Raw genomic sequence first — 15,545 nt, 5'->3', positions numbered from 1 at the left:
GCCGGGGCTCGGCCCCTGGCCGGTGCTGGTCCGGCCAATCCGTTCGGTGTGGTCCGGACCGGCGCTCAGGGTGGGGACAACCCGATGTCGGTGAGCCCGTCGATCCCCGCCAGCGGTGCGGCGAGCGCCGGGGACAGGTGGTGGCGGGCCGCGAGCTCGGCGGGCGTCACGTAGGAGACCTGCGTCTGGCCCTCGTCGTCCCAGACGAGGAGCTTGAGCGGAAGGTCGAGCGCCGCGAGGGGCGCCGCCTCCATGACCGGGGTGCCCGCGGCCGGGTTGCCGAACAGCAGGAGGACGGTGTCCCGGAGCTCGAGCCCGGCGTCGCGGGCGGCAGCGCGTTGATCGATCGTGGCGAACAGCGTCATGCCCCTGGCGGCGATGAGGGTCGTCAGCCGCTCCGCTGTCTCCTCCACCGACCAGGGGCTCGGCTTGGTCGTGTACGGCTGCTCGGCATCCACGGCTCCACCTCTTCAGCGCCGAGCATGGCACGTTGTCCGGGCGTCGACGATGTTCGCCGGGCCGGTCTCGCGCGGGAGCTCCGACTCCGTCCCGGTCAGTGGTTCACGGCCCTGGGCCCATCCGCTTCCGGGAGACGCCAGAAGTCCCCGAGCAATCGGAAGAAGGTGCCCCACGCGGTGGTCGGTCCTGGTTCTCGTGACGGGTCGGAACCGGAGCCGAGCTGTTTCGTCGAACGGTGCCGGCCGTGCCGGAGGCTTCGTGGCCCGCCGGCGGGCCGGTGATCGTCGCCCCGTCCCGAGACGGTGCTGGACAGCGCCGGCTGAGGCTCCTCGACCGGGGCCGGGTCGATGACGTACTCGTCGGGCCACTCGATCCAGAGCGGCTCCAGGAGCCTGACGTCGATCCACTGGTTGTCCCAGGTCAACGAGGCGACCTCGACGGCCGGTACCCGAAAGGCCGCCGCGAATCGCTCCGTCCGCTTCGCGAAGTCGCCCGGCACCTGGCCGGGCCGCAACTTCACCGAGAAACGCGCCGGGACGGAGTCGAGAGTGATCGCGCCGAGAAGAGGCGTCTGGAGGATCGCACCGGGCGGAGGGATCACCTGCGCGAGGTGGGTGACCAGGCAGACGTTGGTCCAGATGTCCTTGATCTCGCGTTCGGTGGCGGCCACCTCGCGGCGGTGCCAATAACGATCGGCCCGGCTCGCCCCGGGCGGAAGTGGAGGAATGACCCACATGCCTGACCCCCCTGGTCCCTCACGCACCCCGGACGCCGGGCTGCGAGAAAGGCGGGGCCCCTCCTGACGTGAACCGCCGGTGGTTCCCCCCACAGAGCAGAGTAGCCCCGGAATAGGCTGCACTCTGTAGTCACTTCGGCTTGTTCAGGACCACGAACGGCCTATCGTCCGCCCTTGCGCTCGTGCACGTCTCTCAGCCAAAGAAGACCGCGGCCTCGGCGTAGAGGGCGGGGTCGACGAGCTTGAGCTCTCGAGTCGCCTCCTGCAGCGGCACCGTGACGATGTCGGTGCCGCGCAGTGCGGTCATCGTTCCCCATCGGCCCGCGGCGACGGCGTCGATGGCATGGAGCCCGAAGCGGGTCGCGAGCCAGCGGTCGCGCGCGGTGGGAGTGCCGCCACGCTGGACGTGGCCGAGCACGGTGGTCCGGGCCTCCTTACCGGTGCGCGACTCGATCTCGCGGCCCAGCCAGTGTCCGACGCCGCCGAGCCGGACATGACCGAAGGCGTCCTCGCCTCCGGTGAGCAACACCTGCTCGCCGTCCTGGGGCATCGCTCCCTCGGAGACCACGATGATCGGTGCGTAGTCCAACCGGAACCGGCTCTCCACCCAGTCGCAGACCTGGTCGATCCCGAAGCGCACCTCGGGGATGAGGATGGCGTTGGCCCCGCCCGCCATCCCGGAATGGAGCGCGATCCAGCCTGCGTGCCGGCCCATGACCTCGACGATCAACGTGCGGTGATGGGACTCGGCGGTGGTGTGCAGGCGGTCGATCGCTTCGGTCGCGATCGTGACCGCGGTGTCGAACCCGAAGGTGTAGTCGGTGCCCGAGAGGTCGTTGTCGATCGTCTTCGGGACCCCGACGACGTTGACGCCCAGCTCATGCAGCTTCGTCGCGACCCCGAGGGTGTCCTCGCCGCCGATGACCACGAGCGCGTCGACGCCCAGGCTCCGCAGGTTCTGCTGGATGCGGGCGACCCCGTCCTCGACCGCGAACGGGTTGGTCCGCGACGAGCCGAGGATCGTGCCGCCGCGAGGGAGCAGCCCACGCACCGCTGAGATGTCCAGCGGCCTGGTCAGGGCCTCGAGCGGGCCACGCCAACCGTCCAGGAACCCCAGGAACTCGTAGCCGTGCTCGGGGATACCGCGCCGGACGATCGCGCGGATGACCGCGTTGAGACCGGGGCAGTCGCCGCCACCGGTCAAGATGCCCACGCGCATGGTGGCTACTCCCTCGCAGTCCGTGCAGGATCCCCATGCTAGGAACCTCGCGCCTCACCCCCGTGGGCGGCCGGCATCACCGGTCTCGCCACGGGGCGCGAGACCCGCTCCTCCCCCGAGGAGACGAACGAGGGAGTCCCGGGTCGAGGCGGGGTCGCGGCTCCGGCGCTGACGAAACGGATGCCGTTCCGCTCTTGGGTCCGGGTCCGCGGCGCCTTACTGGACTGCTCGCCCCTGTCGGCGCCATCTCTGGTCTCCGGCGACACCGACACCTGCTGCGCCCGACCGACCAGTGCCGTCGTCCTCGACATGCGATCGAGGCGGGATCCTTCTGAGCGTGAGGACCTCCACCGATGCCGTGGTTCCCCGACTTCGTCAGTGCCGTGGAGCTGGCCCGCCGTCAGACCCGCGCCAACGGTCAGGCTGACCCGACCGCCGCGTACCTGGCCGCCCTGGAGCGCGGCGACGCCCGCGACCTCGAGACCGCGTGGCCCGGCGAGGTGGTGATCCAGGATCCGCGGGCCGGGACGGTCCGCGGCCATCGGAAGATCAAACAGTTCGTACGGAGGAACGGCGAGTGGCTGGCCGGGCTGCACGCCCGCACCGAGACCGTCGCCTCCACCGCGTCCGGTGGCCGGGCCGTGCTGGAGCTGCTGGCGTACCTGACCCAGGACGGACAGGAAGTGGCGTGGCCGGTCGCGGTGGTCGCCGAGGCCGGTGATGATCGTTCCGTCGAGTTCCGCACCTACTGCAGCCAAGCGCCGGTCACCGGAGCGCATCACCTCCGACCTCCGGTGCTCGCGCCGGGAGACGACGGTCCCGGAGGCGTCGTCGGCGGCTACCTCGCGGCGCTGGCCGCCGGTGACGCCGACGCGGCCGTGCGGGCGTTCGGGCCCGAGGGGTACCTGCGCGAGCCGAACGCCCCCGCGTACACCCATCGCGGCGCCGCGCAACTGCGCCCGTACTTCGCCCGGTGCTTCGGCGACGGCGGCAGCGTCGCGCTCCAGTCCTGCGCGACGACCGACGACGGCCCGCGCTGCGCCCTCGAGTACATCTGCGTGCGCTGGGGTGATCGCGACCTGCCTCCCGAGGCCGGGCTCATGGTCTGCGAGCGGGACATCGCGGGGCGGTTGGCCGCCGTCCGCCTCTACGACGACATCGACACCCCGGTGAGAGACGCATGAGGGCGCCGGTTCCCGTCCTGATCCCAGCGGCGTCGTGGACGATCGTCATGTCCTGCGGCGTCGTCTCGATCGACCTCGACACCATCCACCAGCCGGTGCTGTCGGCGATCATGCTCTGGTTCGCCGCGGCTGTCTGGCTGCTCCTGGTCGTCGTGCTGGGCGCGCCGCTGGCCTACCGGCGCGGCCAGTTCCGACGCGAGGTCCGCTCGCCCGTGGTGCTCGCAGGTGTGGCGGCCACCGCGGTTCTCGGTACCCGCCTCGCCATCGGGGACCACCGCGTCGCCGCGGCGCTGCTGGTCGTCGCGGTGATCGGTTGGGTTCTGCTGGTGCCACCGGTCCTTCGGCACTGGCGAACGCCGACGACGGGGATCTCCTTCATCCTCGGTGTGTCCACCGACGGCCTGGCCCTGCTCAGCGCCACCCTGGCCGTCGCCTTCCGTGCGGGATGGCTCGTCAGCGCTGCTGCCCTGCTCCTGCTGCTCGGACTCACCTTCTACGGCTTCACCGTCGCCCGGTTCGACCTCCGGCAGCTGGTGAGCGGGCACGGCGACCACTGGATCGTCGGAGGAGCGCTGGCCATCGCCGCTCTCGCCGCCGGCCGACTCACCGAGGCCGCCCAGGCCCTGGACCAGTTCGCCCCCCTGCACCAGGCCTTCACCATCGGCACCCTGGTGCTCTGGTGCTTGGCCGTGGCCTGGGTCCTCCCCTTGGCCATCGGCGAGGTCGTCAGGCCCCGCCTCGGCTACGACGTGCGCCGCTGGGCCACCGTCTTCCCACTCGGGATGTACGCCGCGTGCAGCTTCGCCGTGGGCCGGCTCACCGGCATCACCGCCCTCACCGCCATCGGCCGGACGGGGACGTGGATCGCCTTCGGCGTCACCGTGATCGTCCTCGCCGGCCTGATCCGCCGGATCCGTCAGACCTGGTCACTTCCGGGTGCAACCACCATTCCCCCCACGGCCGAGGAGCCATCGTGTCCAACCACTACAGCGCCGCCAACCTCCGATTCCCCGGCGACGACGCCCGCCTCGACTTCACCGACCTCTACGTCTTCGAGAAGTTCGGCGAACCGGGCACAACGACCCTGATCATGAACGCGAACCCGTACACGACCGGCATCAGCGCCATGCCGCCGTTCCTGATGAAATCGGAGTTCCACCCCGACGGCGTCTACCGGATCAATGTCGACAACGACGGCGACGCCCACGCCGACGTCGCGTTCACGTTCACGTTCTCCGAGCTCCGGAACGCCACCCAGACCGGCACGGTCCACTACGCCGTCGGCGACCAGGCACGGCAGCCCGAGCCGGCCGGTGACGTGCTCATCTCGGGCACGCCGGTCGGCTTCGACGACGCCGCGCAGCCTGTGCAGGCCGGTCCGGTCCGGCTGTTCGTCGGCGTCCGCAGCGACCCGTTCTTCGCCGACGCCGATGGCTCCTTCCACGGATTCCGGTGGACCGGGCAGGACGCGTTCGCCAACCGGAACGTTCTCTCCATCGTGCTGGAGGTGCCCAACGACATGCTCGGTCCCGGCCCGGCGATCGGGGTCTGGGCAACCGTCAGCGTGCGCCGCGACGGCGAGCTCGTGCAGGTGGACCGTGGCGGGCATCCGACGATCAATCCGTTCGTCAACCCGAACGACGTCAAGGACCGGTTCAACGTGCGGCACCCCGCCGACGACGTGGCGAACTACCTGGAGCCGTGGTCCAGGCTCCTGCAGGACAAGGGCGGCTACACACCCGACGAGGCGAGGGCGACGGCCCTCGTCGTGCTGCCCGACATCCTGCGCTACGACCGGGACCGGCACGCCGCCTACCCCAACGGCCGCGCCCTGGACGACGATGCCTTCAGCGCGCGCTTCGCCTGGTTGTCGAACGGGAAGATCCCTCCCCAGGGCCTCAAGCCGCACGATGACCTGACCGCCGAGTTCCCCTACCTCGGCCCACCCAACCGGTACCCGGCGGGCTAGCGACGACGACGTCGATGGTCTTCGCTGCGCCCATGGCCGAGACCGATGCGTTCACCGGGCTCATGGATCACGTCGCCCAGGGGTTCGAGGCGCTGGGGGCCGCGATCCTGGTCCTCGGGGCGATCTGGTCCGTGGTGCTCGCCGCGACCACGGCGTGGCGGTCCAGGTCGTCGGCCAGGGCCTATCTCGTGGCCCGTCGAGCCTTCGGTGGGACCTTGCTGCTCGGACTGGAGGTCCTGGTCGCGGCCGACCTGGTGCGCACCGTGGCGGTCTCGCCCACCGTGGACAACGTCCTGGTGCTCGGGTTGATCGTCGTCATCAGGACGTTCCTGAGCTTCTCCCTGGAGACCGAGATCGAAGGTGTTGCGCCGTGGCGGCGGGCCCTGACGAGCGGTGCGAGGACGATCCACCGGGCCACGGAGAACGCGCGTGATTCCAGGACGCCCCCGGGCCCAGAATCGTCCGACCGGAGGTGAGAGCCGCGAATCCGGACGACCGCACGTCCTTCTTCATGCCGTCCCGCACCCCGAGGAGATCTCCATGACCGAATCCAGTGCTCCCGTGGACCCGGTAGGGCCCGCCGACCACCGCCTCGGCCCGGCCGACGCAGCGGTCACCCTCGTCGAGTACGGCGACTACGAGAGCCCGGCCTGCGGCGAGGCCTACGTCGAGCTGGAACGGCTGCGCGACCGCTTCGAGCACGATCTTGCTCTGGTGTACCGGCACTTCCCCCTGGTGGACCAGCATCCGCACGCCATGGCGGCCGCGCTGGCCTCGGAGGCGGCGGCCGACGCCGACCGGTTCTGGACGATGCACGAACTGCTCTACAACCGTCAGGACCGGCTCGGGGATCGTGACCTCGCCGACTACGCCGCCCGGCTGGGCCTGGCCGGCGCCGGCGCGATCGGGCCCCGGGGCAGGGACCACGTCGCCCGGGTCGAGGAACAGATGGCCGGGGCGCGGGCCGCGGGTGTCACCGACGTCCCGGCGATCTTCATCAACGGGGAGCCCTACGACGGCGCCCTCGAGCTCGCCGCGCTGAGCGAGGCGATCAGCGCCGCCCGCACCACGACCTGACGACGCGGGGACGTCGGCGGAGGGTCAGCGGACCACGACGACGGGGCACGGGCTGTGGGCCGCGACGTGCTGGCTCACCGAGCCCAGCAGCATGCCCGCGAACCCGCCGTGCCCGCGGCTGCCCACCACCAGCAGGTCGGCGGCCTCGACCGACGCGAGCAGCACGCCCGCCGGATGGCCCTCCGCGACGTGCCGCAGCACCCCGGCCGCATCGGACGCGGCCAGGGCCTCGCCCAGCGCGGTGTCGAGGATGGTCTCGGCGTTGGCCTGCCAGTCCGTCGGGTCGACGGGGTCGTCGAAGCTCAGCGGATACGCCCACGTCGTCACGGCGTGCAGTTCGGCGCCGGTGAGCTGTGCCTGCCGGTGGGCGAAGCGCAGCGCCGCCAACGACGTGGGGCTGCCGTCGACGCCGACCACGATCCGTCCTGCGGGCTGGGTCATCGTGTCGGCTCCTGTCGTCGGACGGTCTCACGGTGCGCGCCACCCCGATGGTGCCGTGGATCCCGTCCTTGGGTTCGTGGTCCCGGCGCCTTACTGGACGGCTCACACCACCCCGTTCCCTCCGGAGGGTCCACCCATGAGCAGCGTGCAGGTCGGCCCGGACACCGTCGACGACGTGCAGGACCCGACACCGACGATGGCGCTGGAGGTCGTCGTCATCCCGGTCTCGGACGTCGACCGGGCGCTGCGCTTCTACGACGGTCGCCTGGGCTGGCGGCTCGACGCTGACGTCACCACCGGCCCGGACTTCCGGGTGGTGCAGCTGACGCCGCCGGGGTCGGGCTGCTCGATCATCTTCGGCATCGGTGTCACCGCCGCCGAGCCGGGATCCGTGCAGGGTCTCCACCTGGTCGTGGCCGACCTCGAACGGGTCCGTAGGGACCTGATCGAGCGCGGGGTGGACGTGAGCGAGCCGTTCCACGACGCCGGCGGCGTGTTCCACCACGCCGCGGGCGACGCCCTGCAGCGCGGACCCGATCCGCAGGGCCGCAGTTACGGCTCGTTCGCGTCGTTCGATGACCCGGACGGCAACCGGTGGTTCCTTCAGGAGATCCAGGTCCGCCTCCCGGGCCGCTGACCCGACACCCCCTCGACGAACGGGAACCGACATGGACGTCATGACGCTGGCCGCGCTGCTGCGGGAGACCGAGGGGCGGCACGGTCGGTACGAGCCGATCGCGCCGGCCCATCAGTGGTCGGACTGGTACGCCGCCTACATCGTCGCGCGGCAGGACGGTCTCGAGACCGACGACGCGGCGGCCCGCGCCGGCCGGTACACCGAGGCGGTGCGGCTGTGAGCAGCGACTACGACGTCATCCTCCTGGGCGGCGGCTCGCCGGGCGAGCACTGCGCCGGTGAGCTGGCCGACGGCGGGCTCCGCGTCGCCCTCGTCGAGCGGGAGCTCGTCGGGGGTGAGTGCTCGTACTGGGCCTGCATCCCCTCGAAGACCCTGCTGCGGCCCGGCGAGGCCGCCCACGGCGCGCGGGCGGCGGCCGCGACGGCGCAGGTCGACGTGCCGGCAGCCCTGGCCTGGCGGGACTACATGGTCTCCGACCACACCGACACCGGACAGGAGACCTACCTGGCCGGGAAGGGCATCGCCCTGCTCCGCGGCACCGGCCGACTGGCGGGGACGGGTGTGGTCGAGGTCGACGGGGTGCCCCACACCGCCGAGCACGTGGTCCTCGCGACGGGGTCCTCGCCGATCGTGCCGCCCGTCCCGGGCCTGGCGGAGCTCGAGGGCGTGTGGACCAACCGCGAGGTGACGGCCATGAAGGCCGTCCCGGAGCGGCTGCTGGTGCTCGGTGGTGGGCCGGTCGGCGTGGAGATGGCCCAGGCCGTGCGCCGTCTCGGGGCCGAGGTGACGCTGGTCGAGGGCGGGGAGCACCTGCTCTCCCGCGAGCCCGCGGCCCTGGGCGAGGCGCTCGCCGAGGTGCTGCGCCGCGACGGCGTCGAGGTCCTCGTCGGCGCGAGGGCCGTCGGCGCGGGACGCGACGGCGCCGACTACGTCCTGACCCTGACGGACGGCCGTGAACTGCGCGGCGAGCAGTTGCTCCTCGGGACCGGGCGGCGTCCCCGGGTCCGCGATCTCGGCCTCGACACCGTGGGCGTGGACGCGGACGCCCGCGGGATCCCCGTGGACGACCGGCTCCGGGTCGCCGACCGGCTGTGGGCGATCGGCGACTGCACCGGCCTCTACCTGCTCACGCACATGGGCAAGTACCAGGGCGAGGTCGTCGCGTCGAACCTCCTCGGCGAGCCGCGCTCCGCCGACTACCGGGCGGTGCCCCGGGCGGTCTACACCGACCCGCAGGCGGCGTCGGTCGGCGCGGTGGACGCCCCGTTCCGCGCGACGGCGGCCGTATCCGGGATCGCCAAGGCGGCGACCTACACCCGCGCCTACGCCGAGGACCCGGGGTTCCTGACGCTGCTCAGCGACGGGCGCTGCCTGACCGGTGCCTTCGCCGTCGGGCCCGAGGCAGGCGAATGGCTCCAGCAGGCCACGCTCGCGATCCGCGCGGCGGTGCCGCTGGACGTCCTGCGCGACACCGTGCAGCCCTTCCCCACCTTCTCCGAGATCTACGTCGGCGCGCTGAAGAGCCTCCGCGCCACCATTTTGAGCCAGGCATCGTGAGTACCACGGCGACCCGTCCCCCCGTCCGCCCCGACGAGGCGCTGCTCGGCCAGACCGTCGTGGTCCTCGGTGGCAGCTCCGGGATCGGGCTCGAGACGGCCCGCCAGGTCCGCGGGCTGGGCGCGGACGTGGTGCTCACCGGTCGCGACCCCGATCGCCTGCAGCACGCGGTCACCGAGGTGGCGGCCCGGTCCAGTGCGGCGTTCGACGCCACCGACACCGCCCGGCTCGACGGGTTCTTCGCGGAGCTGCCCGGCCCGATCGACCACATCCTGCTCACCGCAGGCAGCCCCTACTACGCGCCGCTGGCCGAGCTGGATCTCCCCCGAGCCCGCCGTGAGGTCGACGAACACCTCTGGCTGCCGGTGCACGTCGCCCGGGCGGCACTGGACACGGTCCGGCCGGGCGGCAGCCTGCTGCTCCTCAGCGGGACCGCGGCCCGCCGCCCCGGCGTCGGGCTCACCGTGCCGGGTGCGCTGACCGCGGCGCTGTCCGCGCTCACCGCGAACCTCGCGCTCGAGCTCGCGCCGGTGCGCGTCAACCTGATCGCGGCCGGCTTCGTCGACACCCCGCTCTCGGCGCGGCTGCTGGGCGAGGGCCTCGACGAGCGACGCGATCAGCTCCGCGCGTCCCTGCCCATCCACCGGGTGGTCGAGGCGGCCGACGTCGCCGCCCTGGCGGTCCACCTCATGACGAACACGGCGCTGACCGGCGCGATCTACGACGTCGACGGTGGCCAGCAGCTCCTGGCGGGCTCCGGGATCTGACGTCGTGAGCGGAGGTGACCGGGCGGTGCCGCCCCTGGCGGAGTACCTGGTCGAGTTCGAGATCGACATCCCGTCCCGGGCCGCGGCCGCCGACGTCGGGCGGCGCACGGCCGCGGAGGCGGCGGCCGCCGCCGACCTGGCGGCCCGCGGTCTCCTCGTCCGGCTGTGGTCCCGGTCGTCCGCGTCCGGGTCCACGGCTCGGAGGACCCTCGGGCTCTACCGCGCCCGCGACCGGGCCGACCTCGACGCCCGGCTCGCCGCCCTACCGCTGTCCGAGTGGATGCACGTCACGGTCTGCCCGCTGGAGGGCCACCCCAACGACCCGGGGCCGACGGCCGGCGCAGCACCGCGCCGGGACGATCTGCCGGTCCCGCGTCTCGTGCCGGTGTTCCGGCTGGACGCTGACCTCGGCACGGCGGTCGATCTCGGGCCCGTCCCCGCCGGCCGCCGCCGGATCGTGCCGCTCACGACGGGCACGTTCACCGGGCCGGCGATCGCGGGGACGTTGCTCGGCGGCTCGAGCGCCGACTGGCAGACCGTCCTGGCCGACGGCACCGCGCTCGGCGACATCCGGTACACCCTCGTGACCGACGACGGCGACGTGCTGGACGTGCGGTCGCACTCGATCCGGCACGGCGACCCCGAGGTCCTCGCCCGCCTGGCGCGCGGCGAGGACGTGGACCCGCACGAGTACGTGTTCCGGGCCGTGACGCGGATCGAGGCCGCGGCCGAGGGCCTGGCGTGGATGAACAAGGGCGTCTTCCTCACGGTCGGAGCCCGCCGCGCCGGCGGCGTCACGTACGAGACCTACCTGGCGGAGTGACCGCTCCGCCCCCACGACCCCCCGCCCAACACCACGGGCGTGACCGAGACGAGGCACCCCATGCGCTCCGACATCCGACCGGGCGGCGTGTTCCCCGACTACGCCCTTCCCGACCACACCGGCACCGTGCGCACCCTGCGGGAGCTGCAAGGACCCGACCCCATGGTGCTCACGCTCGCGCGGGGCCACTTCTGCCCGAAGGAGCACCAGCAGCACCTCGAGATGGCCGCGGCCCAGCCGAAGTTCGCGGTGGCCTACAGCCGGATCGTCACCATCGCGACCGACCCGCACCACACGCTGCAGGAGTTCCGGGCCTCGGTCGGGGCGCAGTGGACGTTCCTGTCCGACCCGGGGCGGACGGTCCAGCAGGACCTCGACATCCAGGAGTACACCGACCCCGAGAACGACCCGATGATCCCGCACACCCTGGTGCTCGAGCCGGGGCTCGTCGTGCACACGATCTACAACGGCTACTGGTTCTGGGGCCGGCCGTCCGTCGTCGACCTGTGGCACGACCTGCGCTCGGCGACGCGCGCGGTCCGCCCCGACTGGGACCTCGGCACCCCGGGCCTGCGCGAGCGCTGGGATGCGGACGACCTCGCGCCCTTCCACGGTTGGGACCGACGGGCCACGGCCGTCGCCGCCGGACGTCCGGCGGGTGACCGCGGATGAGCCCGCCCACGACCGAGCCGCCCGCACCGACGCTGGTATCGGTCAACGTCGGGATGCCGCAGGACGTGGCGTGGGAGGGCCGCACCGTGCGTACCGGCGTGTGGAAGCACGCCGTGGCGGGCCCCTGTCGGGCGCGGCGGCTGAACCTCGACGGCGACGGGCAGGGCGACACCGCGGGTCACGGCGGCGAGCAGCGCGCCGTGATGGTGTACCAGCTCGCCTCCTACCGGCACTGGCAGCAGTACCTCGCCCGTGACGACTTCGAGTACGGCCAGTTCGGGGAGAACCTCACCGTCGAGGGCCTGCCCGACGACGAGGTGTGCATCGGGGACCGCTACCGCATCGGCGACGCCGAGTTCGAGGTCACCCAACCCCGGGTCACCTGCTATCGGGTCGGCATGCGGCTCGGCGTCCCCGAGATGCCCGCGCTCCTCGTCGCCCACCACCGCCCCGGCTTCTACATGCGGGTGCTGCGCGAGGGCGACATCGCGGCCGGCGACCGGATCACCAAGATCCAGAGCGGCCCCGAGGCGCTCGCCGTCGCCGACGCCGACGCACTGCTCTACCTCCCGGGGCGCGACGTCGCCCAGCTCCGGCGGGCCGTCCGGATCCCCGCGCTCAGCCCGGGATGGCAGGGGTCGTTCCGCGACCTGCTCGCGGCCGCCGCGGGCCCCGGACCCGGCGCACCGACCGCGAGCCCCGACGAGCCGGCCTGGACCGGGTTCCGCCGCCTCCGGGTCGACCGGGTCGTCCCCGAGACCGCGACCGTCTCGTCGATCTCGCTGGCCGCGCCCGACGGCGCCGCGCTGCCGGCCGCCCGTGCCGGCCAGTACCTGACGGTGCGGGTTCCCGGCACCGACCGGCCCGCCGCCGTGCGCAGCTACTCGCTCTCCTCCGCCCCCGGGTCCGCCGCCTACCGGATCAGCGTCAAGCACGAGCCCGATGGCGCGGTCAGTGGCTACCTGACCGGCGCGGTACGCCCCGGTGAGCTGCTCGAGGTGGCGGCGCCGCGCGGCGAGTTCGTGCTGGGCGAGGGCACCGACCCGATCCTGCTGATCTCGGCAGGCATCGGCGTCACCCCGGAGCTGGCGATGCTCCACGAGTGCGTGACCCACCACCGGGACCGGGAGATCTGGTGGATCCACGGGGCCCGCGGACCCCGCGAGCATGCCCTCGCCGACGAGGCCCACGCGCTGCTCGCCGCGCTCCCCCGCGTCCACGAGCACGTGTTCTGGAGTCGGGCGACCGACGCGGAGCGCCGCCGGGGGCACGCCCGACCCGGCCGCCTCACCAAGGACACCCTGGCCGCCCTCGACGTCCCGAGCACCGCGGACGCCTACCTGTGCGGTCCTGCCGCCTTCACCACCGACATCGAGCACGCCCTCACCGCGATCGGGCTCGACACGGCCCGGATCCACACGGAGCTGTTCACCCCCCTGGCCTCGATCACCCCCGGCGTGGTCGGGCAGACCGGCCGACCGCCCCACCTGCCGGCCGGGCCGCCCGGAACGGGCCCGCTGGTCACCTTCGCCCGCAGCGACGTGACCACCGCGTTCCCCGGGACCGCGCGCAGCGTGCTCGAGCTCGCCGAGACCTGCGACGTCCCCACCCGCTGGAGCTGCCGGACCGGGGTGTGCCACACGTGCATCACCCCGCTGCTCGCCGGTGACGTCCACTACGCGCCGCCCCCGCTCGAACCGCCGCCCGACGGACAGGTGCTGATCTGCTGCGCGCAGCCCACCTCCGACGTCGTCCTCGACATCTGACCGCGATGGGAAGCGCCGTGCTGGAGGAGAGCAGATGACCGGTGACGATGACGACCTCGGCCTGCTGGACGCGTGGTGGCGCGCGGCGAACTACCTGTCGGTGGGCCAGATCTACCTGCAGGACAACCCGCTGCTGCGCGAGCCGCTGGCCGCGGAGCACATCAAGGCGCGGCTCCTGGGGCACTGGGGCACCACCCCGGGGCAGACGTTCGTCTGGGCCCACCTCAACCGCGTGCTCCGGCGCAGCAGCTTCGATCCGCTCTACGTGTGCGGGCCCGGGCACGGCGGGCCCGCGGTGGTGGCCGCGGCCTGGTTGGAGGGCACCTACTCGGAGCGCTACTCCCGGGTCTCCGGTGACGAGGAGGGGATGCGGGCACTGTTCGGGCAGTTCTCGTTCCCCGGCGGCATCCCCAGCCATGCGGCGCCGGAGACCCCGGGCTCGATCCACGAGGGCGGGGAGCTGGGCTACTCGCTGGCGCACGCCCACGGCGCGGCGTTCGACAACCCGGACCTGCTGGTCGCGTGCGTGGTCGGGGACGGCGAGGCCGAGTCCGGGCCGCTGGCCACCGCGTGGCACGCCCCCAAGTTCTGCCACCCGGTGAACGACGGGACGGTCCTGCCGATCCTGCACCTCAACGGCTACAAGATCGCGAACCCGACGGTCCTCGCCCGGATCCCCGAGGAGGAGCTCCTCGCGTTGTTCACCGGCTACGGCTACCGGCCGTACGTGGTGGACGCCGGGCTGGACGAGGACCACGCCGCGGTGCACCGCCGGATGGCCGACACCATGGACGAGGTCGTCGACGAGATCGTCCGGCTGCGCCGGGTGGCCGCCGAGGAGGCGGACGCCGGGCTCGAGGTCGGGCGGCCCCGGTGGCCGATGCTGATCCTGCGCACCCCGAAGGGCTGGACCGGGCCCCGCGACGTCGACGGGGTCCGGGTGGAGGGCACCTACCGCGCCCACCAGGTCCCGTTGCCCGGGGTCCGGGACAACGACGGGCACCGCGCGCAGCTCGAGGCCTGGATGCGTTCCTACCGCCCCGAGGAGCTCTTCGACGCCGACGGCCGGCTGCGCCCGGAGCTGGCCGGACTGCATCCGGGAGGAGATCGGCGGATGAGCGCGAGCCCGCACGCCAACGGCGGAGAGCTGCTGCGCGAGCTGCGGCTGCCCGACTTCCGTGACCACGCGGTGACGGTCGACCGGCCGGGCGGGCCGGTCGCGGAGGCCACCCGCGTCCTGGGCGGATGGGTGCGCGAGGTGGTCCGCGCCAACCCGGAGAACTTCCGGCTCTTCGGGCCCGACGAGGTCGCCTCGAACCGGCTGCAGGACGTCTTCGCCGTCACCGACCGGCAGTTCGACGCCGCGATCCTCGACGGCGACGACCACCTGGCCCCGGCGGGGCGCGTGGTCGAGATGCTTTCCGAGCACATGTGCCAGGGCTGGCTCGAGGGCTACCTGCTGACCGGCCGGCACGGGCTGTTCACCTGCTACGAAGCGTTCGTCCACATCGTGGACTCGATGGTCAACCAGCACGCCAAGTGGCTGAAGGTGACCCGGGGCATCGCGTGGCGGCGCCCGATCGCGTCGCTGAACTACCTGCTGACCTCGCACGTGTGGCGCCAGGACCACAACGGCTTCTCCCACCAGGACCCGGGGTTCATCGACCACGTCGTGAACAAGAAGGCCGAGCTCGTCCGGGTCTACCTGCCCCCGGACGCGAACACGCTGCTCTCCACCGCCGACCACTGCCTGCGTTCCCGCGACTACGTCAACGTCATCGTGGCCGGCAAGCAGCCCGCGCCGCAGTGGCTGGACATGGACGCCGCGGTCGCGCACTGCACGCGCGGGCTCGGGGTGTGGGACTGGGCGAGCGGCGACCACGACGAGGAGCCCGACGTGGTGCTGGCCTGCGCCGGGGACGTCCCCACCCTCGAGACCCTCGCCGCGACCGACCTGCTGCGCCGGCATCTGCCCGAGCTGCGGGTGCGCGTCGTCAACGTGGTGGACCTGATGCGCCTGCAGACCCCGCGCGAGCACCCGCACGGACTGCCCGACCACGAGTTCGACGCCCTGTTCACCCCGGACAAGCCGGTCGTCTTCGCTTACCACGGCTATCCCTGGCTGATCCACCGCCTGACCTACCGGCGGACCAACCACGCGAACCTGCACGTGCGCGGCTACAAGGAGGAAGGCACCACGACCACGCCCTTCGACATGGTGATGCTCAACGACCTCGA

17 protein-coding genes are annotated in these 15,545 nt (G+C 72.6%); 13 read left to right on the top strand and 4 right to left on the bottom strand.

All coding sequences use genetic code 11. The features are described from left to right. Positions 1 to 65: 65 nt before the first annotated feature. The 3 genes from VGI02_RS25395 to VGI02_RS25385 form a co-directional block, all read right to left on the bottom strand. Positions 66 to 458, bottom strand: a complete 393-nt coding sequence (locus VGI02_RS25395; RefSeq protein WP_331632179.1) for a DUF302 domain-containing protein — start codon at positions 456 to 458, stop codon at positions 66 to 68. Positions 459 to 553: 95 nt separating this feature from the next. Continuing rightward, positions 554 to 1,129 carry a hypothetical protein gene (locus VGI02_RS25390; RefSeq protein WP_331632177.1) on the bottom strand — a complete coding sequence of 192 codons (576 nt, stop codon included), beginning with the start codon at positions 1,127 to 1,129 and terminating at the stop codon, positions 554 to 556. 259 nt (positions 1,130 to 1,388) lie between these two features. Then, positions 1,389 to 2,414 carry a 6-phosphofructokinase gene (locus VGI02_RS25385; RefSeq protein WP_331632175.1) on the bottom strand — a complete coding sequence of 342 codons (1,026 nt, stop codon included), beginning with the start codon at positions 2,412 to 2,414 and terminating at the stop codon, positions 1,389 to 1,391. A 353-nt stretch (positions 2,415 to 2,767) separates the two neighbouring features. Between VGI02_RS25385 and VGI02_RS25380 the strand changes: the two genes are divergently transcribed. The 5 genes from VGI02_RS25380 to VGI02_RS25360 all read left to right on the top strand — a co-directional run bounded on the left by VGI02_RS25380 (position 2,768) and on the right by VGI02_RS25360 (position 6,644). Continuing rightward, positions 2,768 to 3,598 carry a nuclear transport factor 2 family protein gene (locus VGI02_RS25380; RefSeq protein ID WP_331632172.1) on the top strand — a complete coding sequence of 277 codons (831 nt, stop codon included), beginning with the start codon at positions 2,768 to 2,770 and terminating at the stop codon, positions 3,596 to 3,598. Next, positions 3,595 to 4,686 (top strand): SLAC1 family transporter, encoded by a 1,092-nt coding sequence (locus VGI02_RS25375; RefSeq protein WP_331632170.1) that lies wholly within the window; start codon positions 3,595 to 3,597, stop codon positions 4,684 to 4,686. The genes VGI02_RS25380 and VGI02_RS25375 overlap by 4 nt, the downstream gene beginning before the upstream one ends. Next, positions 4,572 to 5,567, top strand: a complete 996-nt coding sequence (locus tag VGI02_RS25370) for a DUF4331 family protein (RefSeq protein ID WP_331632168.1) — start codon at positions 4,572 to 4,574, stop codon at positions 5,565 to 5,567. Before VGI02_RS25375 ends, VGI02_RS25370 begins: the two co-directional genes overlap by 115 nt. 32 nt (positions 5,568 to 5,599) lie before the next feature. Beyond that, on the top strand, positions 5,600 to 6,043 hold the full coding sequence (locus VGI02_RS25365; protein WP_331632166.1) for a DUF1622 domain-containing protein: 444 nt from the start codon (positions 5,600 to 5,602) through the stop codon (positions 6,041 to 6,043). Positions 6,044 to 6,107: 64 nt separating this feature from the next. Then, a complete protein-coding gene (locus VGI02_RS25360) occupies positions 6,108 to 6,644 on the top strand; it encodes a DsbA family protein (protein ID WP_331632164.1) in 537 nt (178 codons plus the stop codon). Positions 6,645 to 6,668: 24 nt separating this feature from the next. Here the strand turns inward: VGI02_RS25360 and VGI02_RS25355 are convergent, their stop codons facing one another. Continuing rightward, positions 6,669 to 7,085, bottom strand: coding sequence for a universal stress protein (locus VGI02_RS25355; RefSeq protein ID WP_331632162.1), 417 nt, complete (start codon positions 7,083 to 7,085; stop codon positions 6,669 to 6,671). 136 nt (positions 7,086 to 7,221) lie between these two features. Between VGI02_RS25355 and VGI02_RS25350 the strand changes: the two genes are divergently transcribed. From VGI02_RS25350 to VGI02_RS25315, 8 genes are all read left to right on the top strand, one after another. Further along, positions 7,222 to 7,722, top strand: coding sequence for a VOC family protein (locus tag VGI02_RS25350; protein ID WP_331632160.1), 501 nt, complete (start codon positions 7,222 to 7,224; stop codon positions 7,720 to 7,722). Between the two features lie 31 nt (positions 7,723 to 7,753). After that, on the top strand, positions 7,754 to 7,942 hold the full coding sequence (locus VGI02_RS25345; RefSeq protein ID WP_331632158.1) for a hypothetical protein: 189 nt from the start codon (positions 7,754 to 7,756) through the stop codon (positions 7,940 to 7,942). Further along, positions 7,939 to 9,279, top strand: a complete 1,341-nt coding sequence (locus tag VGI02_RS25340; RefSeq protein WP_331632156.1) for a dihydrolipoyl dehydrogenase family protein — start codon at positions 7,939 to 7,941, stop codon at positions 9,277 to 9,279. The genes VGI02_RS25345 and VGI02_RS25340 overlap by 4 nt, the downstream gene beginning before the upstream one ends. After that, positions 9,276 to 10,046 carry an SDR family oxidoreductase gene (locus VGI02_RS25335; RefSeq protein WP_331632153.1) on the top strand — a complete coding sequence of 257 codons (771 nt, stop codon included), beginning with the start codon at positions 9,276 to 9,278 and terminating at the stop codon, positions 10,044 to 10,046. Before VGI02_RS25340 ends, VGI02_RS25335 begins: the two co-directional genes overlap by 4 nt. Before the next feature lie 4 nt (positions 10,047 to 10,050). After that, positions 10,051 to 10,869 carry a muconolactone Delta-isomerase family protein gene (locus VGI02_RS25330; protein ID WP_331632150.1) on the top strand — a complete coding sequence of 273 codons (819 nt, stop codon included), beginning with the start codon at positions 10,051 to 10,053 and terminating at the stop codon, positions 10,867 to 10,869. A 60-nt stretch (positions 10,870 to 10,929) separates the two neighbouring features. After that, the gene (locus VGI02_RS25325) at positions 10,930 to 11,541 is read left to right on the top strand and encodes a redoxin domain-containing protein (protein ID WP_331632148.1); all 612 of its coding nucleotides are present in this window, start codon (positions 10,930 to 10,932) and stop codon (positions 11,539 to 11,541) included. Further along, a complete protein-coding gene (locus tag VGI02_RS25320; protein ID WP_331632145.1) occupies positions 11,538 to 13,307 on the top strand; it encodes an MOSC domain-containing protein in 1,770 nt (589 codons plus the stop codon). The genes VGI02_RS25325 and VGI02_RS25320 overlap by 4 nt, the downstream gene beginning before the upstream one ends. 34 nt (positions 13,308 to 13,341) lie before the next feature. Beyond that, positions 13,342 to 15,545 (top strand): phosphoketolase family protein (locus tag VGI02_RS25315; protein WP_331632143.1); only part of this gene is annotated, 2,204 nt, incomplete at its 3' end.

Origin of the sequence: Actinomycetospora sp. (genome assembly GCF_036497245.1) — a bacterium.
Classification (GTDB): Bacteria; Actinomycetota; Actinomycetes; order Mycobacteriales; family Pseudonocardiaceae; genus Actinomycetospora.
Note: the sequence above shows the minus strand (reverse complement) of the source record. Positions and strands in the feature narration are given on the sequence as shown.

Bases quoted from the DNA above. Each gene is read 5' to 3' on its own strand.
- VGI02_RS25385 (WP_331632175.1), bottom strand. From the start codon at position 2,414: ATGCGCGTGGGCATCTTGACCGGTGGCGGCGACTGCCCCGGTCTCAAC.
- VGI02_RS25380 (WP_331632172.1), top strand. From the start codon at position 2,768: ATGCCGTGGTTCCCCGACTTCGTCAGTGCCGTGGAGCTGGCCCGCCGT.
- VGI02_RS25375 (WP_331632170.1), top strand. From the start codon at position 3,595: ATGAGGGCGCCGGTTCCCGTCCTGATCCCAGCGGCGTCGTGGACGATC.
- VGI02_RS25365 (WP_331632166.1), top strand. From the start codon at position 5,600: ATGGCCGAGACCGATGCGTTCACCGGGCTCATGGATCACGTCGCCCAG.
- VGI02_RS25360 (WP_331632164.1), top strand. From the start codon at position 6,108: ATGACCGAATCCAGTGCTCCCGTGGACCCGGTAGGGCCCGCCGACCAC.
- VGI02_RS25355 (WP_331632162.1), bottom strand. From the start codon at position 7,085: ATGACCCAGCCCGCAGGACGGATCGTGGTCGGCGTCGACGGCAGCCCC.
- VGI02_RS25350 (WP_331632160.1), top strand. From the start codon at position 7,222: ATGAGCAGCGTGCAGGTCGGCCCGGACACCGTCGACGACGTGCAGGAC.
- VGI02_RS25345 (WP_331632158.1), top strand. From the start codon at position 7,754: ATGGACGTCATGACGCTGGCCGCGCTGCTGCGGGAGACCGAGGGGCGG.
- VGI02_RS25325 (WP_331632148.1), top strand. From the start codon at position 10,930: ATGCGCTCCGACATCCGACCGGGCGGCGTGTTCCCCGACTACGCCCTT.
- VGI02_RS25320 (WP_331632145.1), top strand. From the start codon at position 11,538: ATGAGCCCGCCCACGACCGAGCCGCCCGCACCGACGCTGGTATCGGTC.